The 24994-nt window shown below is 65.9% G+C and carries 20 protein-coding genes and 1 riboswitch; of the genes, 8 read left to right on the forward strand and 12 right to left on the reverse strand.

Translation table 11 applies throughout. The features are described from left to right. Positions 1 to 27: 27 nt before the first annotated feature. On the reverse strand, positions 28 to 1323 hold the full coding sequence (locus K3F49_RS28425) for an MFS transporter (RefSeq protein WP_234684206.1): 1296 nt from the start codon (positions 1321 to 1323) through the stop codon (positions 28 to 30). 97 nt (positions 1324 to 1420) lie between these two features. Beyond that, positions 1421 to 3172, reverse strand: coding sequence for a gamma-glutamyltransferase (gene ggt / locus K3F49_RS28430; protein WP_234684207.1), 1752 nt, complete (start codon positions 3170 to 3172; stop codon positions 1421 to 1423). Positions 3173 to 3272: 100 nt separating this feature from the next. On the opposite strand from ggt, the gene K3F49_RS28435 reads away from it, so the two are divergent. Continuing rightward, on the forward strand, positions 3273 to 4658 hold the full coding sequence (locus tag K3F49_RS28435; protein ID WP_234684208.1) for an MFS transporter: 1386 nt from the start codon (positions 3273 to 3275) through the stop codon (positions 4656 to 4658). Positions 4659 to 4825: 167 nt separating this feature from the next. Here the strand turns inward: K3F49_RS28435 and purH are convergent, their stop codons facing one another. The 3 genes from purH to K3F49_RS28450 all read right to left on the reverse strand — a co-directional run bounded on the left by purH (position 4826) and on the right by K3F49_RS28450 (position 9807). Further along, on the reverse strand, positions 4826 to 6418 hold the full coding sequence (gene purH / locus K3F49_RS28440; protein WP_234684209.1) for a bifunctional phosphoribosylaminoimidazolecarboxamide formyltransferase/IMP cyclohydrolase: 1593 nt from the start codon (positions 6416 to 6418) through the stop codon (positions 4826 to 4828). Between the two features lie 25 nt (positions 6419 to 6443). Further along, positions 6444 to 6525: riboswitch (ZMP/ZTP riboswitch) on the reverse strand. 59 nt (positions 6526 to 6584) lie between these two features. Then, positions 6585 to 8303 carry a heparinase II/III family protein gene (locus tag K3F49_RS28445; RefSeq protein ID WP_234684376.1) on the reverse strand — a complete coding sequence of 573 codons (1719 nt, stop codon included), beginning with the start codon at positions 8301 to 8303 and terminating at the stop codon, positions 6585 to 6587. Positions 8304 to 8460: 157 nt separating this feature from the next. Continuing rightward, entirely contained in the window at positions 8461 to 9807 is a 1347-nt protein-coding gene (locus K3F49_RS28450) for an RsmB/NOP family class I SAM-dependent RNA methyltransferase (protein ID WP_234684210.1), read from the reverse strand. A 188-nt stretch (positions 9808 to 9995) separates the two neighbouring features. Between K3F49_RS28450 and K3F49_RS28455 the strand changes: the two genes are divergently transcribed. Beyond that, the gene (locus tag K3F49_RS28455) at positions 9996 to 10205 is read left to right on the forward strand and encodes a DUF1674 domain-containing protein (RefSeq protein ID WP_234684211.1); all 210 of its coding nucleotides are present in this window, start codon (positions 9996 to 9998) and stop codon (positions 10203 to 10205) included. Between the two features lie 72 nt (positions 10206 to 10277). Then, on the forward strand, positions 10278 to 10868 hold the full coding sequence (locus K3F49_RS28460; RefSeq protein WP_234684212.1) for a thermonuclease family protein: 591 nt from the start codon (positions 10278 to 10280) through the stop codon (positions 10866 to 10868). A gap of 54 nt (positions 10869 to 10922) precedes the next feature. Here K3F49_RS28460 and K3F49_RS28465 read toward each other — a convergent pair whose 3' ends face one another. Together K3F49_RS28465 and acs are read right to left on the reverse strand one after the other, a co-directional pair. Continuing rightward, positions 10923 to 11438 (reverse strand): L,D-transpeptidase, encoded by a 516-nt coding sequence (locus tag K3F49_RS28465; protein ID WP_234684213.1) that lies wholly within the window; start codon positions 11436 to 11438, stop codon positions 10923 to 10925. Between the two features lie 451 nt (positions 11439 to 11889). After that, entirely contained in the window at positions 11890 to 13836 is a 1947-nt protein-coding gene (gene acs / locus K3F49_RS28470) for an acetate--CoA ligase (RefSeq protein WP_234684214.1), read from the reverse strand. 423 nt (positions 13837 to 14259) lie between these two features. Here acs and K3F49_RS28475 point away from each other — a divergent pair, with 423 nt between their 5' ends. Beyond that, on the forward strand, positions 14260 to 15429 hold the full coding sequence (locus tag K3F49_RS28475) for a DNA topoisomerase IB (RefSeq protein ID WP_234684215.1): 1170 nt from the start codon (positions 14260 to 14262) through the stop codon (positions 15427 to 15429). A gap of 12 nt (positions 15430 to 15441) precedes the next feature. Here the strand turns inward: K3F49_RS28475 and K3F49_RS28480 are convergent, their stop codons facing one another. Continuing rightward, positions 15442 to 15897 (reverse strand): SRPBCC family protein, encoded by a 456-nt coding sequence (locus K3F49_RS28480; protein ID WP_234684216.1) that lies wholly within the window; start codon positions 15895 to 15897, stop codon positions 15442 to 15444. A 101-nt stretch (positions 15898 to 15998) separates the two neighbouring features. Between K3F49_RS28480 and K3F49_RS28485 the strand changes: the two genes are divergently transcribed. Further along, entirely contained in the window at positions 15999 to 17090 is a 1092-nt protein-coding gene (locus K3F49_RS28485) for an adenylate/guanylate cyclase domain-containing protein (protein ID WP_234684377.1), read from the forward strand. A gap of 40 nt (positions 17091 to 17130) precedes the next feature. Here K3F49_RS28485 and K3F49_RS28490 read toward each other — a convergent pair whose 3' ends face one another. The 4 genes from K3F49_RS28490 to tsaD all read right to left on the reverse strand — a co-directional run bounded on the left by K3F49_RS28490 (position 17131) and on the right by tsaD (position 20933). Next, the gene (locus tag K3F49_RS28490) at positions 17131 to 17544 is read right to left on the reverse strand and encodes an EVE domain-containing protein (RefSeq protein WP_234684217.1); all 414 of its coding nucleotides are present in this window, start codon (positions 17542 to 17544) and stop codon (positions 17131 to 17133) included. Positions 17545 to 17647: 103 nt separating this feature from the next. Further along, positions 17648 to 18763, reverse strand: a complete 1116-nt coding sequence (locus K3F49_RS28495) for an alpha/beta hydrolase (RefSeq protein WP_234684218.1) — start codon at positions 18761 to 18763, stop codon at positions 17648 to 17650. A 116-nt stretch (positions 18764 to 18879) separates the two neighbouring features. Beyond that, the gene (locus K3F49_RS28500) at positions 18880 to 19860 is read right to left on the reverse strand and encodes an NAD(P)H-dependent glycerol-3-phosphate dehydrogenase (protein WP_234684219.1); all 981 of its coding nucleotides are present in this window, start codon (positions 19858 to 19860) and stop codon (positions 18880 to 18882) included. Further along, positions 19860 to 20933 carry a tRNA (adenosine(37)-N6)-threonylcarbamoyltransferase complex transferase subunit TsaD gene (gene tsaD / locus K3F49_RS28505; RefSeq protein ID WP_234684220.1) on the reverse strand — a complete coding sequence of 358 codons (1074 nt, stop codon included), beginning with the start codon at positions 20931 to 20933 and terminating at the stop codon, positions 19860 to 19862. The genes K3F49_RS28500 and tsaD overlap by 1 nt, the downstream gene beginning before the upstream one ends. Positions 20934 to 21082: 149 nt before the next feature. On the opposite strand from tsaD, the gene K3F49_RS28510 reads away from it, so the two are divergent. From K3F49_RS28510 to K3F49_RS28520, 3 genes are all read left to right on the forward strand, one after another. Next, positions 21083 to 21829: a uroporphyrinogen-III synthase gene (locus tag K3F49_RS28510; RefSeq protein WP_234684221.1), complete on the forward strand. Its 747-nt coding sequence runs from the start codon at positions 21083 to 21085 to the stop codon at positions 21827 to 21829. A 65-nt stretch (positions 21830 to 21894) separates the two neighbouring features. Next, positions 21895 to 23130: a COG4223 family protein gene (locus K3F49_RS28515; RefSeq protein WP_234684222.1), complete on the forward strand. Its 1236-nt coding sequence runs from the start codon at positions 21895 to 21897 to the stop codon at positions 23128 to 23130. A 48-nt stretch (positions 23131 to 23178) separates the two neighbouring features. Continuing rightward, entirely contained in the window at positions 23179 to 24936 is a 1758-nt protein-coding gene (locus K3F49_RS28520; RefSeq protein ID WP_234684223.1) for a heme biosynthesis protein HemY, read from the forward strand. Positions 24937 to 24994: the final 58 nt, after the last annotated feature.

Consider the following 24994-nt stretch of genomic DNA (forward strand, 5'->3'; position numbering starts at 1 on the left):
GTTTCCTCACCGCCCTGCGATGACTTTTCAGTCCGCGTGCAGCACGCGCCCGCGCGTCTCCGGCAGCGCGAAGGCGGCGATGAAGAACAGCGCGTAGGCCACCACCGCGAAGATCGCGATCGCATTGGCAAGCGACGTCGACGCCGACAGCGCGCCGACGAGGAACGGAAACAGCGCGCCGATGCCGCGGCCGAAATTGTAGCAAAAGCCCTGGCCTGAGCCGCGCAGCCGCGTCGGATAGAGCTCGGTCAGGAATGCGCCGATTCCCGAGAAATAGCCCGAGGCGAAGAAACCGAGCGGGAAGCCGAGCACCCACAGGATTTCGTTGGTCAGCGGCAGCTGCGTATAGAGCAGCACGATGGCCATCGCGCCGATCGAGAAGATCAGGAAGAGATTGCGCCGCCCGATCCGGTCGGCGAGCCAGGCGCCGACGAGATAGCCGATGAAGGAGCCGATGATCAGCGTCGAGAGATAGCCGGTCGAGCCGACGACGGACAGGTGCCGCTCCTTGGTCAGGAACTGCGGCACCCAGAAGGTGATGGCGTAGTAGCCGCCCTGGCAGCCCGTAGCTGCCAGCGATGCGAGGATCGTGGTCTTCAGGATCGGGCCCGAAAAAATTTCCCAGAGCGCCGGGCGGTGGCCGCTCGCGGCCTGCTTTGCGCGGGCCTCGGCCGCGATCTCGGGCTCGGTGACGGAGCGGCGGATATAGAACACCAGCAGCGCCGGCAGCGCGCCGATCACGAACATCCAGCGCCATGCCGTCTCCGCCGGCATCAGTGAGAACAGGATCGCCTGCGACAGCACAGCAAGGCCCCATCCGACCGCCCAGCCTGACTGTACCGAGCCGACCGCGCGTCCACGATATTGCGGCCGGATCGCCTCGCCCATCAGCACGGCGCCCGCGGCCCATTCGCCGCCGAAGCCGAGACCAAGCACCGCGCGCGCGATCAATAGCTGCTCGAAGTTCTGCACGACCGCGCAGACCAGCGAGAAGACCGAGAACCAGATGATGGTGATCTGGAGCGTCCTGACCCGGCCGATATGGTCGGAGAGATAACCGCCGAGCCAGCCGCCGATGGCGGAGGCCAGCAGCGTCACCGTGCCGGCAAGACCGGCTGAAGCCGCATCGACCTTCCACAGTGCGATGATGGTGCCGATCACCAGCGGATAGATCATGAAGTCCATACCGTCGAGCGCCCAGCCTGCCGCGCAGGCCCAGAACGTCCGTCGCTCCGGCGCATTCATGTCGCGATAGAAGGCGAGAAGGCTGGTGTCCTCGATCTCGGCGCGTTCGATGCGCCCAGTCGGATCGGCTGTGGTCATGTGCGTTTCCCCGGCAAATTCCTTTGGCCGGGCGGTGGTAGCACGCGCGGCGGCCGGCGCAAGCCGGCGCGCGCGGTCGTGCCATGCAGGGGCAGGATTACTGTCCTGCTGCTTCCGCCCCGCGCGAGCGCGGATCCGGCGCGCCGAGCGGTCCGTTCGGCGTCACGAGAATCGAGTTGGCGGAAGTCTGTCCCATCGGCTCGACGATGAGATGATCCATCGCCTTCAGCTCGAACAGCACGTCGTCGGGAAAGCCGCGCTCGACGCGCACCTCGTCCGGCAGCCATTGATGATGCAGCCGCGGCGCGGCCACCGCAGCCGCCACGTCCATCTTGTAGTCGAGCACGTTCACGACCACCTGGAGCACGGTCGAGATGATACGGCTGCCGCCGGGCGAGCCCGTCACCAGCACCGGCTTGCCGCCCCGGAGCACGATGGTCGGCGACATCGACGACAGCGGCCGCTTGCCGGGTCCGGGCAGATTTGGCTCGTAGCCGACGAGGCCATAGGCATTGGAGGCGCCGACGGCGGCGGTGAAATCGTCGAGCTCGTTGTTGAGCAGCACGCCCGTGCCATCGGCAACGAGGCCGACGCCGTAGCTGAAGTTCAGCGTGTAGGTGTTGCTGACGGCGTTGCCGCTGCTGTCGACGACGGAGAAATGCGTGGTGTTGCTGCCTTCGCGCGGCGCGGGCGGGGCGGAAACGATCTCTTTCGACGGCGTCGCGCGTTGGGTCGAGATGTTCGCCCGCAGCTTGGCCGCATAGTCCTTCGCCGTGAGCGTTTCGATCGGTGCCTTGACGAAGGCGGGATCGCCGAGATAGCGCGCACGATCCGCGTAGGCGCGCTTCATGGCTTCGATCAGCAGATGCAGCGATGCCGGTGAGCCCTGCTTCAAATCGGCGAGCTGAAAGCCTTCGAGGATGTTGAGCGATTCCACCAGCACGACGCCGCCGGACGATGGCAGCGGCATCGAGACGATGTCATAGCCACGATAGGTGCCTCGCACCGGCGAACGGATCACGGCCTGATAGGCCTTCAGATCGGCCGGCGTCATGATGCCGCCGGCGTCGGACACCGCCTTGGCGAGCTTCTCCGCCACCGGACCCTCGTAGAAGCCGGGTGGTCCTTGCGCTGCGACACTCGCCAGCGTGTCGGCGAGATCGCTCTGCACCAGCCTGTCGCCTTCGCCAAACGGCGTGCCATCGGGCTTTGCAAAAATCTTGGCAGAGGACGGCCAGCGTGCCAGCCGCGGGTACCAGCCCGGCAGGGTATCGGCGATGTCGTCGGTGACGATAAATCCGTCGCGCGCGAGCACGATCGCAGGTTCGAGCACTTGCGCCAGCGTGAACTTGCCCGAGCCGTATTTCGCGAGCGCGAGCGCCAGGCCCGCGACCGTGCCGGGCACGCCGATGCCAAGTCCGGAATCGCGCGACTTGGCGGGATCGGGCTTGCCGTCGGCGCCAAGGAAGATCTGCGCCGTGGTCGCCGCCGGCGCGGTCTCGCGATAATCGATCGCGATGTCTTCATTGCGCTCGACGGAATGGATCACCATGAAGCCGCCGCCGCCGATATTGCCGGCACGCGGATAAGTCACGGCCATTGCAAAGCCGGTCGCGACGGCCGCGTCGACGGCATTGCCGCCGCGTCGCAGGATATCGGCGCCGACCTGCGCGGATATCTTCTCCTGCGCCACCACCATGCCATGTTCGGCCGGGATCGCGTGCACAGTGTCGAGCACCGGCGGGACATAGGCCCGCCGCGCATCCTGCGCGGTTGCTGAGGCAAGACCAAACGCCAGAGTGGCGACGAATGCGAGAAAAGTCCGCCGTGTCGAAAATGACGCCATCATCAAATTTCCGCCGGGCCTTCAGGCCAATTCAAACGCGTCGCTGTAATGCTATACGGTTTGCGCTAAGAGAGGCAAAACTGTTTGTGATGAGGGCTGCGTCATGACGATGATCGCCCCGGCGGTGCGCATGGCCGGCGCCCCGCGGACCTATCCGCCGCGCGCCGCCGTCGTCAGCTGGATCTTCTTTGATTGGGCCGCGCAGCCCTATTTCACTCTGATCACGACCTTCGTGTTCGCACCTTATTTCGCCACCAGCATCGCACCAGATCCCGCCACGGGCCAGTCGCTCTGGGGCTTTGCGATGGCAGCAGCTGGCATGGCGATCGCGCTGCTGTCACCGGTGCTTGGTGCCATCGCGGATGCCTCGGGGCGCCGAAAACCCTGGATCGCCGCGTTTGGTACGGTGCTCGTGCTGGCCTCCTGCACGCTGTGGATCGGCAAGCCCGGCGATCAGGCCATCATTCCACCGCTGCTCGTCGCGGTCGCGCTTGCGAGCGTCGGCGCGGAATTCGCCACCGTCTTCAACAATGCGATGATGCCGACCCTGGTGCCGCCGGAGCGCATCGGCCGTCTCTCCGGCACCGGCTGGGCCACGGGTTATATCGGCGGCATCGTCAGCCTGATCATCGTGCTCGGCTTCCTCGCCGCCAATCCAGAAACCGGACGCACGCTGCTCGGCTTCACGCCGCTGTTCGGGCTCGATCCCGCCATGCACGAGGGCGATCGTGCCGCGGGACCGTTGACCGGGCTGTGGTTCATCATCTTCGTGACGCCGATGTTCTTGTTCACGCCGGATTATCCGGCGAAGCGTCCGGTGCGCGAGGCGCTGCATGAAGGCCTGGCGGATCTGAAGCGGTCGCTGAAGGATTTGCCGCAGCAGAAATCGCTCGCGGCGTTTCTGCTCGCCAACATGATCTACACGGACGGCCTGGTGTCGCTGTTCGCGTTCGGCGGCATCTATGCCGCAGGCACCTTCGGCTGGCACACGATCCAGATCGGGACGTTCGGCATCATCCTCGCCGTCGCCGGCACCTTCGGTGCGTGGCTCGGCGGCAAGCTCGACGATTTCCTCGGACCGAAGCGCGTCATCGCCGGCAGCATGCTGATCCTGCTGCTCTCGGTGGCGGCGATCCTGCTCGTGGACAAGGACAGCGTGCTGTTCGTCAAGGTTGCGCCCCCGCAGCCGGGCGCCGCCATGTTTTCGAGCGCCGCCGAACGCGCTTACGTAATCCTGGGCTGCCTGATCGGCGCGGCCGGCGGCCCGCTTCAGGCGGCGTCACGCACGCTACTGATCCACCTCGCGCCGAAGGATCGCATCGCGCAGTATTTTGGTCTGTTCGCGCTGACCGGGAAGGTGACGTCCTTCATCGGACCGCTGCTGATCGGCGTAATTACCGCGGCAACCGCGAGCCAGAAGGCCGGCATGGCGGTGCTCGTCGTGTTTTTCGTCACGGGGTTCGCACTGCTGATGCGGGTGCGGGATTAGTCTCTCGTCATTGCGAGGAGCCCGCGACAAAATTGCAAAGCAATTTTGCGCTGGTGCGACGAAGCAATCCAGAGTTTCTCTGTGGAAACGGACTGGATTGCTTCGCTTCCGCCTTCGCTCTTCGAGCTACGGCGGACAAGTCGCTCGCAATGACGAGTCGGTAGGCTCTAGTGCCTGAAATGCCGCGTGCCGGTGAACACCATCGCGATGCCGTGCTCGTCGGCGGCCTTGATCACCTCGTCATCGCGCATCGAGCCACCGGGCTGCACCACGGCGGTGGCGCCGGCTTCGATGCAGGCGAGCATGCCGTCGGCAAACGGGAAGAATGCATCCGACGCCACCACCGAACCCTTGGTCAGCGGCTCCGCGAGCTTCAGCTCGTTGGCTGCATCCTGCGCCTTGCGTGCTGCGATCCGTGCTGAATCCACGCGGCTCATCTGGCCCGCACCGATACCGACGGTGGCGAGATCCTTGGCGTAGATGATGGTGTTGGACTTGACGTGCTTGGCGACCCGAAAGGCGAATTTGAGGTCGCGCATCTCGGCATCGGTCGGTGCGCGCTTGGTCACGATCTTGAAGGTCATGTCGTCGACCACGGCGTTGTCGCGGCTCTGCACGAGCAGGCCACCCGCTACGGTCTTTGCGGTCAGACCAGCTGCGCGCGGATCGGGCAGGCTGCCGGCGAGCAACAGACGAAGGTTCTTGCGCGCGCCGATGATGGCGATCGCTTCCTCGCTGGCGTCGGGCGCGATGATCACCTCGGTGAAGATCTTTGTGATCTCGCGCGCGGTGTCGGCATCGAGGGCGCGGTTCATCGCGATGATGCCGCCGAATGCCGAGGTCGAATCGCAGGCGAGCGCCTTGCGATAGGCGTCGACGAGATTCGAGCCTTCAGCGACGCCGCAGGGATTGGCGTGCTTGACGATGACGCAGGCCGCGGTGCGCTTTGTGTCGAATTCGCCGATGCACTCATACGCCGCATCGGTGTCGTTGATGTTGTTGTAGGAGAGCTCCTTGCCCTGCAGCTGCCGTGCGGTCGAAACGCCGGGGCGCTTGTCGGGCGTCGCGTAGAACGCCGCGGTCTGATGCGGGTTCTCGCCGTAGCGCAGCGACTGGATCAGTTTGCCGCCGAAAGCGCGGAAATCGGGCGCGTCGATCTCGAGCTGGCGATTGAACCAGTTCGAGATCGCGGCATCGTAAGCGGCGGTGCGCGCATAGGCCTTCGCGGCAAGCCGCCGGCGCAGCTTCAGCGTCGTCGCGCCCTTGTTGGCGGCGAGCTCGTCGAGCACGGCCTTGTAGTCGTTTGCCTCGACCACGACGGCGACGTCGTCGTGGTTCTTGGCGGCGGCGCGGATCATCGCGGGGCCGCCGATGTCGATGTTCTCGATGCAGTCCTCGAAACCTGCGCCTTTGTCGACGGTCGCCTCGAACGGATAGAGGTTGACGACGAGCAGGTCGATCGGCGCGATGCCGTGCGCCTTCATCGCCTCCGTGTGGTCCTTGTTGTCGCGGATCGCGAGCAGGCCGCCATGCACCTTCGGATGCAGCGTCTTGACGCGGCCGTCCATCATCTCAGGGAAGCCGGTGAGATCGGAAACGTCTTTCACCTTGAGGCCGGCAGCGGCGATTGCTTTCGCGGTGCCACCGGTCGAGACCAGCTCGACATCATGCGCGGCAAGCGCCTTGGCGAATTCGACCAGGCCGGTCTTGTCGGAGACGGAAAGCAGGGCGCGGGTGACGCGGCGGGGATGGTCAGTCATGAGCAAGATCCTCTGTCTTAAGGAGTGTCTATGCCCAGGCGCGCGGCGGATATGTGTCGCGCTTCCCGATGGTGCTCCATCCAAGGTCGCCAGTCGCGCGAACGAGCGCTCGATAGCAGTTTTTGGCGTTCTTCACAACGACCAGATGGCATCGAATTGGCGCTCTTTAGAGCGGAAGTTCCGGCTCGCGCCGGGCGTTGCGGCGGGCATTGGTGACGGCGGGCGACGCGCTGGAGCGGACAAAGCTCCAGCGGATCGAGGGCGCCTGGCGCGCATCCTGCCGGATCACGATCTGCGCGGTGCGGCGCGGGCCGTCATTGCCGGCCAGGAACACGCTGTCCTCGAGATCGACCTTGTCGTCCAGCGCTTCGAAGGTCCAGACGTCGCGGTTCGGCAGCACCAGCATGACGCCGCGGGCATCCGACAGCCGGCTCGCCTTCACCGCGGGATGCAGATGGAAGCGCAGCGCGAAGTCGGCATCGGCGCCCTTGAGGCGCGCGCCCTGCGGCGGCGACAGCGTGTCCTCGCCGTCGATCCGCGCGCCGTCATTGGCGATCATCAGCACGCGGCGATGGATCACGCCGAACTTGGCGAAATAGCCGTCATGCGAGGTCGTCAGCAGCGTGCCGTCCTGCACGATTTCGCGATAGCTCTCGACCTCATGGGGGCCGCGCATGATCGGCGCGCCGTGCAGCAGCCGCTTCATCGCCGACATCTCGACGAACTGGCAGGACGACGTCTCGTGATAGGTCAGCGTCGAATGCGCCGCGGTGCCGCGCGCAAACGGCCGCCAATTGTCGCGGCCCGTGGTCGGCATGCCGCAATTGGTGACGATGCGGCTGATGCCGGAGGACAGCTCGAACGACAGGCAGCCGGCGTGGGCGTCGTGGCTGACGCCGGGCGGCGGCGGCGGGCCGGTGTCGATGATCAGCGTGGTCGGGCCGGCATCGAGGCGCTGGAAGCCGGTATGCGGCATGTTCGACATCGGCGCGCCATGGGTGTCGTCATAGGCGAGCAGCGTGGCAAGCAGATCGGACGGCGTCGCGCTCATGCCGTTGAACAACGCGAAATTGCCGTCGCCGTGCCGGAAGAAGCGCAGCATCGGCATCATGCGGTCGATCGCGTTGAGCAGCGCCGGCGGCGGCGCGATGTTGCGCGCGGCAAAGGTCTGCCGCAGCGGCAACAAATCGATCAGCAGCTCGATCAGCGCGCCCGGATTGCGCGAGATGTGGCCGCCGTCGGGCAGAATCTGCCGCTGCAATTCGTCGGAGAGCTTTTTCGACGCGCTGCGGATGTGACGGCCCTGGTTGGCGAGGCAGAGCGTCGTGTAGCACAGCGCGATCTGCACCTGGAGCTTCGGCACCCCGTCAGGAATGTTGACCATGGTGAAGCGCAGGAAGCGGATCTCGCGTGCGAGCGCGCGCAAGTAACGGCGGTAGAATTTGTTGTCGGTGTCGTTGAGCACCAGCGGTGCCTGCGACAACAGCGAGATCACGCGCCGCGCCAGCACATCGGCGCGGCGGGCGACGGGCCGGCGCTTGTTCGCGGGGTTGCTGATCCAGTCCTCGACCAATGCGCGCGCATTGGCCCGGGTCAGCGCGGTGTCGGCGGCCCGTAAATGCCGCAGCCAGCCGAAGCCGAGCAGCGCGACCTCCCAATCCTCCGAGGGCGGATCGAGATCGAAGATCGAGCGGCCGTGGCAGTTGACGATCTTGCCGGCGAAGACGAAGCGCCCGGCATAGATCTCGGCGGCGCGTGTCGCATCCGCGGTGCGCAAATCATGCGGCGCAATGATCAGCCGATCGGTACGGCCGGGCCAGACCCGCGACAGCGCAACTGAGCCGCCGCTCGCGCGCGCGAGCATGTTCCGCGCGAAGCGGTTCATCACCAGCGTCGAGATACGTCTGCGTTGAGCGACCGACACGCCTTGCCTTGAAGGGGGAGAGGATTCCGACGAATCCTTATTAATCCCAAAATCGGACCGCGGACACCACCTTGAATGGCCCCGAATCAGTCCAGCGGTAGTAAAATCCGGTGCAAAATCAGGATTTAACGAGCCGGGCTGCAAAAAATCCGTCGAGCCCGCCGAGCTTCGGGTCGGCGTGCGGCAGGTGGCTCGGCAGGGTCCGGAGATCGCCCTCTGCGGTGATGATCTCGCTGAGCCCGAAGACCTCGCTGGGCTCGATCGGTACGCGGCGAAGCGCAGGTTCTGCGGCCAGCAGCATGGCGACGGCCTGCTCGCCTTCTTCGGGTTCCAGCGAACAGGTGCAGTAGACCAGCATCCCGCCGGGCTTGAGCAGCGAGACGGATTTGCGCAGCAGCCGCTGCTGCAGGACGGTCATCGCCGCGACGTCGGACTCCTGGCGCAGCCACGCAACATCCGGGTGCCGACGGATCGTCCCGGTCGAGGTGCAGGGCGCATCGATCAGGATTCCGTCGAGGCCATCCGCCGGGCCCGCCCATTCCACGGCGTCAGCGACGACAGTTTCGGCCTGCAGCGACAGCCGGTTCAGGTTTTCGCGCAGGCGCGCCACCCGGGCGGGTGAACGGTCGATCGCCGTGACATGCGCGCCGGCCTGCGCCAGCTGCGCGGTCTTGCCGCCGGGCGCAGCACAGAGATCGGCAATGGATTTACCTTTGATGTCACCGAACAGCCGGACAGGGAGTGCGGCCGCGGCGTCCTGCACCCACCATTGTCCTTCGGTGAAGCCGGGCAGCATCGTCACCGCGCCGTGCAGCACCGTGCGCACCGATCCGGTCGGCAGCACTTCGCCGTGCAGCCGGCTCGCCCACTGCTCGGCGTCGGATTTCACGGTCAGATCGAGCGAAGGTTCGTGACCAAGGGCGAGCGCCATGTCCCGTACGGTCGCCTCACCGTAATGCGCGCTCCAGCGCGCCAGCAGCCAGGGCGGCAGGTCCAGCGATTGCGTGGCGACCTCCTCGACCAGCGCCTGGCCTTCGCGCGCGCAGCGGCGCAGCACGGCGTTGACGAGGCCGGCATAGCGCGCGGCGCGCCGGTCGGATTGCACCAGGCGAACGGAGAGATCGACCGCGGCGTGATCGGGCACGTCCATCCAGAGGATCTGCGCGGCGCCGATCAGCAGCGCGCTCTGCGCGCGCGGTGCATCGGAGGGAATGCCCTTGTCGAGCAGGCGCGACAGCACATGGCCGAGCGTGCCGAGGCGGCGCAAGATGGTCGCGACCAGCCGTCGCATCAGCGCGCGGTCACGGTCGGCGAGTGTCTTCAGTCCGGGATGGGCGCCGGATCCGTCGAGCTGGTCATCGAGCGTGCGGTGCTTGTGCAGGACGCCGTCGACGATGTCAGCAGCGATCCGTCGCGCCGCGAGACCGGGCACTTCGGATGGAGGGGCGAAACGTTGAGATGGCATGCGGAAGTAAGGTTCTGAGCGAGCGGCAGTTCCGCCAATATGGGCGCATGCCTTAAGAACACCAGCTATGGCATGCGAATATGCCAAATGTAAGAATGGCCTCTGGCGATTTCAGCCCGTCGCGGCCATTTCAGCAATGCGTTATTGGATGTCGCGCGTATGACGATCCTGCGCTAGGACCCCGAACGATGAACGACCAGACGCCCGTCCCCGATCGCAAGCCCTTGCCCGCCGCCGCGCAACGCGCGCTGGCCGAAGCCGAGGAACGTCGGCGGGCTGCAGTGGCGCATGCCAAGGACGATGCAAAGGCTGCACCGAAGGAATTGCAGGGGCCGAAGGGACCTGAACCCACGCGCTACGGCGACTGGGAACGCAAGGGCATCGCCTCGGATTTCTGAGGCTTGGGCTTTTCGGATTCAGTTTTTCAAGCTCACTTGCCGGTCCGGCCGACTCAGCCCTAGCGTGCGCGGATGTCGCGCTTCGACCCGGATCGCTCCTATCGGCCGTCTTACGGCGGCTCACCGTTTGGCCGTCGCTTCTCCGGACTATTGCCGTGGATGTTCGTGGTCGGGATAGTCGTGGCCGTTGTGCTCACCTTCCGGCACGGGACGAGCTGGCCGGTTCCCTATCCGGCCGACGAGCGCACGCAGGACGCCGAGATCATCCTGCAGCAATCCGGCAATCCCGACAGCCGCCTGCCGATCGATGTCATCCGCACCATCGACGGCGACACCTTTCTTGCGCGTGTGCATCAGCGCGACGGGCGCGATCTCGTCGCGCGGGTTCGCCTGCGCGGCATCGATGCGCCCGAGATGAAGGCGTCCTGTCAGGACGAGCTGAACAAGGCGGAAGCCGCCACCGGGGCGCTGCGCAATCTGCTCGGCCAGGGCGGCGTCACCATCTACAATCTAGGCACGGAAAAATACGGACGCGTTCTCGCCGACGTCGCGACCAAACGGACCGCCAGCGTTTCGGCGGCGATGCTCGCGGGCGGCTACGCGCGCAGCTACAATGGCGGCCACCGCGACGGCTGGTGCGCGCGCGGGTGGCGTTTCTGGTGACAAAAAAAGCCGCGTCGAACGCGGCTCTTTCAATCTCTGTTTGGGTTGCGACGATCAGCGCGCCACGACCACCGTCGTGCCGACGGAGACGCGGCCGTAGAGATCGGTGATGTCGTCGTTGAGCATGCGGATGCAGCCGTAGGAGACGAAGCCGCCGACCGAGCCCGGCACGTTGGTGCCGTGGATGGCATATTCCCCGCCAGCCAGTGTCATCGCCGCAACGCCCATCGGATTGCGCGGCGAGCCTCCGGGGATCACGTCGGGAAGCTGCGGCTTGTCGCGCTTCACTTCGGCCGGAGGCGACCAGGCCGGATTGCGGTACTTGCCGTCGATGCTGGTGGTGCCGGCCCACTGCTTGCCGGATTTGCCGACGCCGACCGGATAGCGCACGGCGTGGCCGTCATCGAGGATGAGATAGAGCCGGCGCTCGCTGGTTTTGACCACGATGGTGCCGGGCGAATAGTTGGCGACGTGCGTCCCCACGATTTCCGGCCGCGCCTCGGCTGCCGTCGACATCGAGAGCCCAGCTCCGATGGTGGCGGCCAGCGCCAGTGCAATCCTCATCGACATCGATGCTTCCCCTTGCCCTAAAACCGATCGTCCAAAAAATTACGCAGAACCCGGCAATCGCCGGCTTGCCCAGACATTCTTAACCGCGCTTGTTAACCGGATGGTTTCCGCGCACGGCCGCCAAGGGCCAGCCAGCAGCGGAACAAAGGAAATGTTCGAAACAAAGTAAATGACTTGAAAACAACACTCGGCGGGAAAGATGCGGGCGCAGCCGCGTGCGCCCTGACAAACGCGTGAGGGTGTTGTTTTGGACGGAGGAGCGAAGTGGGCCGCTCTCGTGTCCCGGACGCGGCGCGGCACGCCATAAGCGCGTTCACGTGCGTCTTCGACGCGCTATGGTGACGCGACGCAGAGCCGGAACCCAATTCTTTGCGCGTGGGAAGCATGGGCCCCGGCTCTGCAGCGCACCGCCAAGAGGCGCTGCACTGCGTCCGGGGCACGAGAGCGTGCCTTACCCGGTCTTCTTGTTCTGCCGGTTCTTCACGAGGTCGTCGACCACGGCGGGATCGGCGAGTGTCGAGGTGTCGCCGAGGCTGCCCGGCTCGTCCTCGGCGATCTTGCGCAGGATGCGGCGCATGATCTTGCCGGAGCGGGTCTTGGGCAGGCCGGGCGAGAACTGGATCTGGTCAGGTGCAGCGATCGGGCCAATTTCCTTGCGCACCCAGCTGATGAGTTCCTTGCGCAATTCGTCGCTCGGTTCGACGCCGGCCATCAGCGTCACATAAGCATAGATGCCCTGGCCCTTGATGTCGTGCGGGTAGCCGACCACGGCGGCTTCCGACACCTTCTCATGTGCAACTAGAGCGCTCTCGACTTCCGCGGTGCCCATGCGATGGCCGGAGACGTTGATGACGTCGTCGACGCGGCCAGTGATCCAGTAATAGCCGTCGGCGTCGCGGCGGCAGCCGTCGCCCGTAAAATATTTGCCCTTGTAGGTCGAGAAATAGGTCTGCTCGAAGCGGGCGTGATCGCCATAGACCGTGCGCATCTGGCCCGGCCATGAACGGGTCAGGCAGAGATTGCCTGTGGTTTCTCCGTCCAGCACCTTGCCGTCGGCATCGACGATCTCTGGCGCTACGCCGAAGAACGGCTGCGTTGCCGAACCCGGCTTCAGCTTGGTCGCGCCCGGCAGCGGCGTGATCAGAATGCCGCCGGTCTCGGTCTGCCACCAGGTATCGACGATCGGGCAGCGGTCGTCGCCGACGACGCGATGATACCACTCCCAGGCTTCCGGATTGATGGGCTCGCCGACCGAGCCGAGCAGGCGCAGGCTCGCGCGCGAGGTCTTCTTCACGGGTTCGTCGCCCGACTGCATCAGCGCGCGGATCGCGGTTGGCGCCGTGTAGAAGATGTTGACCTTGTGCTTGTCGATGACGTTCCAGAACCTGGAATTATCCGGGTAATTCGGCACGCCTTCGAACATCAGCGTGGTCGCGCCGTTGGCGAGCGGCCCGTAGAGAATGTAGCTGTGGCCGGTGACCCAGCCGACGTCGGCGGTGCACCAGTAGATGTCGCCGTCGTGATAGTCGAAGACGTATTGATGCGTCATCGACGCAAACACGAGATAGCCGCCCGAGGTGTGCAGCACGCCCTTGGGCTGGCCGGTCGAGCCCGAGGTGTAGAGGATGAAGAGCGGATCCTCGGCGTGCATGTGCTCGGCCCGGCATTCCGTCGTCACCATCGCAGCCGCCTCGTGATACCAGAGGTCGCGCGTCGGATTCATGTCGATCTTGCCGCCGGTGCGCTTGACCACGACGACCCAGTCGACGCCGTCGGCCTTGGCGAGCGCCGCGTCGACGTTGGCCTTCAGCGGCACCTTCTTGCCGCCGCGCAGGCCTTCATCCGCGGTGATGACGATCTTGGACTGGCAGTCGTTGATGCGCTGAGCGAGTGAGTCCGGCGAGAAGCCCGCGAACACCACGGAGTGAACAGCGCCGATCCGCGCGCAGGCCAGCATCGCATAGGCAGCTTCCGGGATCATCGGCAGGTAGATGGTGACGCGGTCACCCTTCTTGACGTTGCGGGTGCGCAGGATGTTGGCCATCCGGCAGACCTCGTCGTGCAGCTCCTTGTAGGTGATGTGCTTCGACTGCGAGGGATCGTCGCCTTCCCAGATGATCGCGGTCTGGTTGGCGCGCTTGGCGAGATGCCGGTCGATGCAATTATGGGCGACGTTGAGGATGCCGTCCTCGAACCATTTGATCGAGATGTTGCCGGGCGCGAAGGAGACGTTCTCGATCTTGGTCGGCGCGTGCATCCAGTCGATGCGCTTGGCCTGCTCGGCCCAGAAGGCGTTCGGGTCCGCGATCGAGCGGGCGTACATGTCCTTGTACTTCGCCTGGTCGACCCAGGCGCGCTTGGCCCATTCGGCGGGGACGTCGTAAATCTTCTCGGACATGTTTCTCTCCACATACGGCAAGCCAAACGCTGGCGATGCGCAAGCCGACTTGATCGTTGAACCGATTATGCGTCGGGCTAACCGGACCCGACAAGGAGCACAAGCTGGCCCTTCGGTGAGCGGCCGGCCTTGCGGAGAATCAATCGGCAAAGCCCGGCTGTCGCAGATCTGAAACAGGCCGGGACTGAGGTTTTCGGCTCTTTACCCGTATCGCCGGAATAGGCCATGCAGAGCGCCCATGCGTCGCAGGCGGTATTTAGGAACCGCTTTTCACTGATTCGGGACTCGCAATGAGGTTCGGAACACCCTAAGTGGCTAACCCGGGTCCCAAGAGACCGTCCAGGAGAGCCTCCAAGCGCCCCCTGGAACCAAAATCAGAACAGCGGCATTGATCGGTAACAAACAGGGCTAAGGCTTAAGACTATGATGGATCAGCAGAATCTCGGGACGATGCGGCCCGCTTCGGCCGATCCTGCTGCCATTGCGCTGGCCAAAGCCCTCGGACAATGGCCGAAATCGGCTGGTTCCACCCGCCCCAGCCCCAAAAAGGTGTTCGATTCGGCACCCGCGGCGACGGTCGAGGCCCTTGCCAAGGAGCTGGGCCTGCGGCTCGGCGATCAGAACGAGCTGACCATCCGCCGCATCCGTCGCGGCAAGGGCTATTCCTTCGTCCGCCCCAACGGCGCCCATATCCGCGACGCCCGCACCATCCGCCGGCTCCACGCCATGGCGGTGCCGCCGGCCTACCGCGAGGTGCGTTACTCGGCCGATCCGAGCACGCATCTCCAGGCGGTGGGACGCGATGCCGCGGGCCGGCTGCAATATCGCTATCACGCCGACTGGGAGAAAGTCCGCGAGCACCGCAAGGCGCATCGGCTGGAAAAGCTCGTCGGCGCGCTGCCCAAAATCCGGCGCAAGGTCTCGGCGTTCCTGTCGGGCGACGAGCCGACGCGCGAATTCGCGCTCTCGGCGGTGATCGAGCTGATCGCGCGCACCGCGATCCGCCCCGGCAACGAATCCTACGCCCGCCTCAACGGCACCCGCGGCGCGACCACGATGCTGAAGTCGAACGTCACGCTCGAGGACGATTGCTTCGTGCTGACCTTCAAGGCGAAGGGCGGCAAGGCCGTGCGCAAGGAGTGCGACGCGGCCAAGCTGGTGCGCGCCATCGGCATCCTCAACGCCGTTCCCGGCAAGCGCATGTTCCAGTATCGCGATGCCTACGGCATCGTGCGCGTGGTCAGCACCACGCAAGTGAATGCGTTCCTGCGCGAGATCGCCGGCATCAAGATTTCGCTGAAGGATTTCCGCACGCTGATGGCCTCGGCCGTCGTCGTGGAATCGCTGTCGCGGATCACGCCTGCGACCAGCCAGCGCGGCCGCAAGAAGCAGGTGCTGGACGCGATCCGCGCCGCGGCCGACAAGCTCTCCAACACGCCGGCGATCTGCCGCAAGAGCTACGTCCACGACACCATCGTCACCGCCTTCGAGGACGGCATCCTCGAACGTTTCGCCGCGACCATGAAGGGTCAACGCTCGCAGGCCAGGCGCGAGCAGCTTTTGCAGCAGGTTGTGGCAACCGCGGCGGTGTAACCCGTCGCATTGCTACATGTTGTCCGAAAGACCCATGTCGGGACCGGGATCGCGGCCGGCGGCTGCGCTCGTGAGCCGTCCCAGATAATGCGCCCACCCTTTCGCGTGCGCGGCCATCTGTTCTCCGGTCGGCAGCCCGCTATGTGTCATGCGCAGCAGCGTGCCGCCGTCGCGTTCGATTAGGTCGATCTCGATCAGGCTCGAGCCGGGCGGTACTTCCTGGCCGCCCTCCCAGCCGAACGTGTAGGCCAGGCGATGCACCGGCACGACCTCGCGGAAAGCGCCGCGGGCGGTGCTGCCACGTGGACCGATGCCCTTGAGCAGGTAGAGCCCACCGGGATGCGGCTCGGAGGTCGCATCCGAGCCCATCCAGCTCAGGATTTTCTCAGGGTCCGTCAAATAGGCGAAAACGGTGGCGCGGGGGGCTGCAATCTGGGTCTCGCGCCGCAATACGAACGGATCGGTCATAGGCGATCATCCCTGGGGTGATACTGGCACATGGCGGCGCCCAAGCAGCCCGTCAAGGATTGCCCGTGACAAACACGGCCCTCCTTCGCCATCATCGTCTCATGCAACTCACTCCGACCCTCGCCTGGCTTGTCGATGCCGCTTCACAGTGTGCCGGCGCCGATCGCCTGCTCGCGGAACTCGGCGCGCATCTGCTCGCCGACGGTGTGTCGCTTGCGGCAGGCAGCCTGACCTTGGAGGTGCCGCACCCGCTGATCGCGAAGCGGACTTGGCTGTGGCGCGCGGAAAACGGCACAGTGATCGAGGCGCTCGGCTTCGCGCCGGGCGGATTGGGGCCCGATTTGCCCAACGATGCCGGTCGCCGCTGGCTGCGTGACATCGCGGGCGGCGAAGTGCATGAAGACGTTGTCGGGCGCGATGGGCCGCTGCTCGGCTGGATTGGGCCGCGTCCATTCAGCGCGAGCGAAATCGACCAGCTGCGTCAAGCCGCGCGGTTTGCCGCGACGCCTCTTGCCACGCTGGCTGCACGCGCCACATTGCGGGCGACGCTGGAGGCCTATCTCGGCAAGCGCAGCGCCGAGCGGGTGCTGGCGGCGCCATTGCGGCGCGACCTCGGCGAGACCATCCAGGCTGCGCTGCTCTATGCCGATCTGCGCGGCTTCACCACCTTGTCGGAAGCCAGTCCGCCGGCCGATGTCATCGCCGCGCTCGATGCCTGGTTCGATCGCATCGCCGGTGCCGTTCATGCCTTTGGCGGCGAGGTGCTTAAATTCATCGGTGACGGCGTGCTCGCGATCTTTCCGGTGGTCGAGGCGTCACCGCGTCGCGCCTGCGATGCCGCGCTCCGTGCCGCCGGCGCAGCCGAAGCCGGAATGGCCTATCTCAACGCGGAGCGCGGTGCGCAGGGTTTGCCGCCACTCGCGTTCGGTGCCGCGCTTCATCTCGGCGAGATGCTCTGGGGAAATATCGGCGCCGCCAATCGGCTGGACTTCACGGCGATCGGTCCGGCGGTCAATCTTGCCAGCCGGCTGGAGGGATTGTGCAAGCCGCTCGGCAGAACCGTGCTGGTGTCGGGCGCGCTCGCTGCCGAGACGGACTTGCCTCTCGTCGCGCTCGGGCTGCACAAGCTGCGCGGCATCGCCTCGCCATGCGAGGTCCTCGCACTGCCGGAGACGCAAGGGCGGACATCGTAGTCCCGATTGCGCTTCGCCCCATCCGTGCTACGGCAGCTTCTTAAATCCCGCCCATCTTGCAGACCAGCTTCCATTCCTCGGCCGTGACCGGCTGCACCGACAGGCGCGAATATTTCACCAATGCCATGTCGGCGAGTTTTTTCTCGGCCTTGATCGCGGCCATCGTCACCGGTGTCTTCAAGGGCTTGTCGGCCTTGATGTCGACGCAGACAAACTTTTCGGTCTTGTCGGTCGGATCCGGATAGGCCTCCTTGATGACCTCCGCGATGCCGACGATCTCCTTGCCGTCGTTGGAATGATAGAAGAACGCCTTGTCGCCCTTCTTCATGTTCATGAGATTGATGCGCGCTGTGTAATTGCGCACGCCGGTCCAGGCCTCGCCCTTGGCACCTTTCGCGACCTGCTGGTCCCAGGACCACGCCGATGGTTCGGATTTCACCAGCCAGTAGTTCATCGCAACTTGTCCCATTCTCGGATTTGCCGTCTGTCGTGCCGCGACAATACAGGCACGCGGATGCCCGCGACAAGCACGGGCATCCGATATTCATCGCTGGCGCTCATTCCTTCAAATTGCGATCGAAGAACTTTGCGATATCGGTGAACGCCTCCTTCGTTTCCGGCGCATTGATGTTGAACTGGTACTGCGCGTGAGACTGGCCCTCATAGACGTTGAGATCGGCGATCACGCCGGCGCGGCGCAATTTGCGATGGGTGCGGACCGTGTTGCTCAGGAACAGATCGCGCGTGCCCGATGTGAGGATGGTCGGCGGAAAACCCTTGAAGTCGCCGTAGATCGGCGAGATGTAGGGGTTCTTCAGGTCCGTCCCGTTGGCGTAGAGCTTTGCGGCGCGGCCGAGCCAGCCGTCCCAGGTCACCAGCACATTGTCGACCCATTCATTGCTGGCATAGGTGTCGCCGATCCTGTCGATATCGGCCCAGGGCGTGCCCGGCGCGATCGCCGCCGGCTTCGGCATCTTTTCGTCCCTCGCCCGCAGCACCATCGCAAGCGTCATCGCCCCGCCCGTCGACGTGCCGAAGATCGCCATCCGGCGTGAATCGTGCGTCTTGGTGACCTCCTTCCAGACCGCCATCGCATCGTCCATAGCAGCGGGATAGGGGAAGTCGGGCGGCATGCGATAGTCGACCGAGATCACCTTGAAGCCGCCAAAGCCGGCCATCATGATCGCTTCCGGCAGCGCTGCTTCGCCCGGCCCGAACACATAGCCGCCGCCATGGACGTGAACCAGAAGGCGCCGCCGGTTCTCGGGCGGGATCCTGTTCGGCGTGACGATGAAGCAATGCACGCCGGCGATCCTGGTCTCCTCGACCTTGACGCCGAGCTTCTCCTTCATTGCCGGAATCCCCGCGATCGACAGTTTTGCGCGGCGATCGATCAGCTCCTTCCATTCCGCAGCGGTCTTCGGATCCGCATTGAAATGCGGCGGAAAGGGCGCGCCGATCATGGCCTGCATGTCGGCGCTGACGTCGTTGGAGGGATTGGCGATCGATTTGACGGGGGCGACCCGCTTGCCGTTGTCGGCATTGGCCGCCGCCTCGTTCTTGGCGAGCTCGTCATAGGAGATTGCCGCCTGGGTGTAGGCAGCGGTGGGTAAAGTCATGGCGGCAAGCGTGGTGATGGCGATCGAAACGATCGCGCGATGCGGTTTGCGCATGCGTTTTCCTCTGGGATCCATTTGATTATTGTTGGACCGGGATCCTGCGGTGTGCCGCCAGGCTAAACCAGCGTGCACAGGCCGTGAAGTGCTACCTGCGAGGCGAGGCGCTGTCGCTATTCCTCGGCCTTGAACGGCCGTGTCAGCAACCCTTCGATTGCGGCCTCGATCGTCAATCGGCCGTCCAGGATGGCGGCGACCGCTTGCGAGACCGGCATGTCGACATCTCGGGCGGCTGCGAGCTCGACCAGCACCGGCGCGGTGAACGCACCTTCCGCAAGCTTGCCCGCCGGCGCCGCCTCTCCGCGACCGAGCGCGATACCGAGCGCAAAATTGCGCGATTGCGCGGTTGAGCAACTCAACAAGAGGTCGCCGAGGCCGGAGAGGCCCGAGAGTGTTTCCGTGCGCGCGCCGCAGGCGCGGCCGAGCCGCGCCAGCTCGCTGAAGCCGCGCGTGGTCAAGGCGGCGAGTGCGGAGGCGCCGAGGTTGCGGCCGACCACGATGCCGGCGGCGATCGCGAGCACGTTCTTGGCCGCGCCGCCAATCTCGACGCCGCGGACATCCGTGGTGTGATAGGGCCGGAAGGTCGCCGAGCCCAGTGCCTGCACCAGATGGCTCGCAAGCGCCTCGTCCTTTGCCGCCAGCGTCACCGCCGTCGGCAGGCCCCGCGCGACGTCGTCGGCAAAACTGGGGCCCGACAGGATCGCAGGCTGCGCATGAGGCGCGGCTTCAGCGATCACGTCGGTCATGAATTTGTGGGTGCCGTGCTCGATGCCCTTGGCGCAGGCGATGACCGGCACAGCCTTCGTGACGTGCGAGGCCAGCATGTTGACCGCGCCGCGCAGATGCTGCGCCGGTGTCGCGATCAGCAGCACGTCGGCGCGTGCAGCGAGCGATAGCTCGCTTGTCACGACGATCTCCGGCGCGAGCTTCACGCCCGGTAGCCGCGGATTGCCACGAGTCGATGCGATCCGCGCTGCATGTTCGGCGTTACGCGCCCATAGCGTCACGTTCCGTCCGGCGCGCGCGGCCACCGTCGCCAGCGCCGTACCCCAGGCACCCGCGCCGATCACCGCGACGGACTGGAATGCGGTCATTAGTATCCCGCCCGCGTCTTGCCATAGCCTGCCGGTGCGGTGGCGTTGGCGTCGAGCAGCCAGCGTGCGCGCGGCTGCGCTTCCATCGTATCGGTGATACCGAGCGCGAGGCGTTCGGCGCCGGCCCATGCGATCATCGCGCCATTGTCGGTACAGAGCGCGGGCGGCGGCATGATCAGCTGCGTCTGCGCTTCCCTGGCAACGTCAAACAGCGCGCCGCGAATCGCCTGATTGGCGGCGACACCGCCGGCGGCGACCAGCGCGCACGGCGCGCCGAATTGTTCGCGGAAAAGCCTGAGACCGACCCGCAGCCGGTCGGCCGTGGAATCCAGCACCGCGGCCTGAAAGCTCGCGCAGAGATCGTTGACGTCCTGCGGCGCGATTTCAGTCAACCGGCTCGCTTCGGTGCGGACCGCGGTCTTCAATCCCGACAGGGAGAAATTGGCATCGGGACGTCCCTGCATCGGCCGCGGGAAAGCGAAGCGCGCCGCATCGCCGTTCGCGGCGGCGCGTTCGACCTGCGGGCCGCCTGGATAGGGCAGGCCCAGCATCTTCGCGACCTTGTCGAAGGCCTCGCCGATCGCGTCGTCGACGGTGGTGCCAAGCCGCACATATTGGCCGACGCCGGTGACCGCGACGATCTGGGTGTGGCCGCCGGAGGCGAGGAAGAGGCAGTAGGGGAATTCTACGCCGTCGGTCAGGCGCGGCGTCAGCGCATGCGCCTCGAGGTGATTGACCGCGACCAGCGGCGTGTCATGCACCATCGCGATCGCCTTGGCGGTGGTGAGTCCGACGATGACACCGCCGATCAGGCCCGGTCCCGCAGCGGCCGCGACGCCGTCGAGCTGGGCGTAGTCGATGCCGGCCTCGTGCATGGCGCGGTCGATGATGCCGTCGAGCACGTCGACATGGGCCCGCGCGGCGATCTCCGGCACGACGCCGCCGAAACGGGCATGCTCCTCGACCTGCGACCGCACGATATTGGACAGGATCCTGCCGCTCCCGTCAGGCGCGCGCTCGATCACCGCCGCCGCGGTCTCGTCGCAGGTGGTCTCGATGCCCAGTACCAGCATTGGCGAATTGTTATCCAATTTGCGCCCTTGCGCTCATCCGTAAAGCAGAGTTCTGGTAACGCGGTAGCATTCCGGGGTCGGCTTGCGCAATCGTCACGCGGCGCCATCCCTCGAATGCGTTACCGCCACGTGGTCCTGGAACACAAGCGATGTCCATTCTTGTCACACGGCCGCATCCCGACAATGAGGCGACGGCGGAAAATCTGCGCGTGCGCGGACATGTGGTGGTGCTTGCGCCGGTGCTCAAGTTCGAGCCGGTCGCTTTCCATGACGAAAGCGAAGCGGGCTATGGCGCCATCATCGTGACATCGGCCAATGCGATCCGCGCCGTCGCGCCGCAATTGCGCGACCTCGGCCTGCTGGAGCTGCCGCTGTTCGCGGTCGGCGAGCACACGGCATCCGTGGCGCGCGAATTCGGCTTCGCGGAAGTGATCGTCGCCGGCGGCGATGCCGCTTCCTTGCGCGACAAGGTGATGCAGAGCGCGCGCGCCAAGGTGCTGAAAAAAAAGAGTACGCTGCTTTATCTTGCGGGCGCCGACCTGTCGCGGGATCTCGGCGGCGAGCTCGGCGCGGAAGGGTTTAGCGTGGTCACTCAGACGACCTACCGTATGACCCCGGTCAAGCTTCTGCCGCGCGATGTCTGCGACAGCTTTGCCGCGCATGGAATCGAGGCGGTGCTGCATTACTCCCGGCGCAGTGCGCGGGCGTTCCTGGACGCGGCCCGGGACGAAGGCGTCGAAATCTCGGCGCTGGCGATCCCGCAATGCTGCCTGTCCGAGACGGTTGCCAGCGTGTTGCGCGATGCCGGGGCATCGCAGGTCCTGGTGGCCGCGACCCCGGACGAAAATGCCCTGTTTGACGCCTTGGAGCGTGCTTTGCGGACCCGTTTGGCGTAAGAGGACGGGCCGAATCCGAGGCAATCGGGCTCGTCTCTGGTATGAAAGTGTGAGGAACCGTCACGATGGCCGACGACAAGCCTGAAGACGCAGGATTGGCCCCCGAGTCCGGCCGTGCCAAGCGCACCCCGCCCACCATCGACCTCGAGGCGACCGAAGTCTCCACCCAGCCGCAGGATTTGGCGGTTGAGCCGGAGACGCAGCCCTCGGCCGAGCAGGCAAACGCCGAGCAGGCCGGTGCCGAAGACGCCCGGGTCGAGACGGCCAAGGCAGAGACAAGCAAGGCCGAGCCGGAGCACGGCGAGGCGCAGACCGCGGTTGCATCGGGCGCCATTTCTCCCTGGATCATCGCGCCGTTTTCCGGTGCGGCTGCAGCCGCTGTGGTGATCGCGGTCGGCTGGGCGCTGGGCTGGCCCGCGGTGCAGGCGCCGCCGGCCACGCCGCAAGTGACCAGCGCGACAGTCGATGCGCTGAGCGGTCGTGTCGCCGCAGTCGAAGCCAAAGCAGGCAAGCCCGCCGCCGATCCGGCCGTCGCCGCACGGCTTGACGCACTGGAAAAATCCGTCGGCACGCTGCGCGGCGACATCGCCAATTTGCGCGCGCAATCCGACAAGACCGCGAGCGCGTTGAACGATACGAAGTCCGCGCCGCGCGATCCGGCGGCCTCGTCCGGCCTCGCCGCCCTCGACAACCGCGTCTCCCAGCTCGAACGCGCCAGCACCACCGCACGCGCCGAGCTCGCGCAGCAGGGTGAAAAGATCGCCGACGCCAGGGTGATGGACGACAAGCCATTGCGCTACGTGGTCGCCGCCACCCTGCTCGACGTCGCCGTTCGCCATAATGACCCCTTCGACGCGCAGCTCGCTGCTGCGCGGTCGTTTGCGGCCAACCCCGAATTGCTGAAGCCGTTGGATATGTTCGCTGCTGGCGGCATCCCGACGCCGGTCGCGCTGAGCCGCGAGCTCCTCAACATCGTGCCAAAATTGTCGCCGCCACCGGAAGCACCGGCCGCCGGCGCCGGCATCGTCGAGCGCCTTCAGGCGGGAGCGTCAAAGCTCGTCCGCATCGAGCGCACCGACGGCGTCGGCAATGACCGCGGTGCCATCGTCGCGCGGGTCACGGCCGCGGCGCTGCGCAATGATTTCGTCGAGGCGCGCCGCGAGCTGAGGACGCTGCCCGAGGCCGATCGCGTGCCGGCACAAGCCTGGCTCGACAAGGTCGATGCGCGCGATGCCGCGCTCGCGGCCACCCGCAAATTCGCCGACGACGCTCTGGCTGGTCTCGCCAAGCCCGGTCAATAAGCCTGCTCGATAAGATTCGCGCAACAATCCGCGCGTATAGGGATAGCCATGCTTCGCATCGTCCTCTTCCTTGTCCTGATTGCGCTCGCAGGCGCCGGCGCGGCCTGGGTTGCCGATCAGCCCGGCGATGTCGTGCTGACCTGGGGAGGTTTTCGGGCCTCACCGAGCATTCCGGTGTTCGTGCTCTGCCTCGGCATCTTCGCAATCCTGATCGTCTTGCTCTGGAGCATCGTGACGATGATCTGGCGCACGCCCGGACGGATGCGTCGGCGCCGGCATGACAAGCGTCACGCCCGTGGCCGCCACGCTATCACTCATGGCCTGCTCGCGATCGGCCATGGCGACACCGCGCTTGCCCGCCGTCACGCCGAAGCGGCGCGGCGACACGCGCCGAACGATCCGCTCGCACTTCTCCTGCACGCGCAATCGGCCCAGCTCGACGGCAATCGCGACGAAGCGCAGCGCGCCTTCCGCGCCATGGCCGAGCGCGAGGATACGCGGCTGCTCGGCCTGCGCGGCCTGTTCATCGAGGCGCAGCGCGCCGACGATGCGGTCGGCGCCGTGATGATCGCGGAGGAAGCGATCAAGCTGTCGCCGTCCTCGACCTGGGCCTCGCATGCGGTGCTCGGCTTCCGCTGTGCGCGCGGCGACTGGAGCGGCGCGCTCGCGATCCTGGATTCGAACCTGTCCGCCGGCCTGATCGACAAGCAGGGCTATCGCCGGCAGCGTGGCGTGCTGCTGACGGCGCGCGCGCTGGAATTGGAGACGATGGACCGCGACGTCGCGCGCGAGAGCGTGATGGAAGCCGTCAAGCTCGCGCCGACGCTGGTGCCGGCGGCGGTGCTCGCCGCAAAATTCGAGAGCGAGGCGCATCAGGTGCGCCGCGCCATGAAGCTCGTCGAAGCCGCCTGGCTTGCCAATCCGCATCCCGATCTTGCCGACGCCTATGCGCATGTCAAACTCGGTGATGCCGCGCGACAGCGTTTGCAGCGGGTCGAGACGCTCGCGGCGAAGACGCCCGCCGACAAGGCCGGCCATGTCGAGGGACAGCTCGCAATCGCCCGCGCCGCGATCGATGCGACCGAGTTTGCCCGCGCGCGCGAGGTGCTGGCGCCCTACGTCAACGATCCGACTCAGCGCGTAGCGCTGTTGATGGCCGAGCTCGAGCGCACCGAGCACGGCGACGGCGGTCGTGCCCGCGCCTGGACCTTGCGTGCGGTGCGCGCCCGTCACGATCCGGCCTGGACCGCGGACGGCTATGTCAGCAACCGTTGGCGTCCGGTCTCCCCGGTCACCGGCCGGCTCGACGCGTTCCAGTGGCAGACGCCAGTGGCGAGCCTGCCCTCGGACAAGGGCACGACGATCGAGTCCTCGGCCTTCGAGGAAGCCATGCTTGCGGCCCCGCCGCCAAAGCGGGTGATGGCGGCCAGCGAGGCGCCGGCGGAACCGGCTGTGATCGCACCGGTCCCGACCCCAGCCCCTGCTCCGGCTGCGCAGGACAACGCGCCCCCGGCGGCCAAGGAAGAACCGGTGGTGACACCCGCCGAGCCGGTCATGCCGGCTCCTGAGGCTGCCGAATCATCGCCGGTGGCGGCAACACCGGTGTTCCGGACCCGTGCCGACCTCGGCAAGCCCACACAGGCCCCTATCCCGGCCGTCATCCCGATCGTCCGCGCGCCGGACGATCCGGGCATCGATGACGACGGTCCGAGCGATGAATTTACGGAACAAATTGGCACGCCTAGGGACCATGCAACGGCCCAGGCCGGCGGCTGGCGCGGTTTCTGGTCCCGCTGGGGCGGGTGAGCCGCATTTCGCCTGCCGCTTGTCCTTGCCAATTCGGGCCATGCCCGATATCAGGAGC

Origin of the sequence: Bradyrhizobium monzae (assembly GCF_021458635.1) — a bacterium.
Taxonomy (GTDB): domain Bacteria; phylum Pseudomonadota; class Alphaproteobacteria; order Rhizobiales; family Xanthobacteraceae; genus Bradyrhizobium.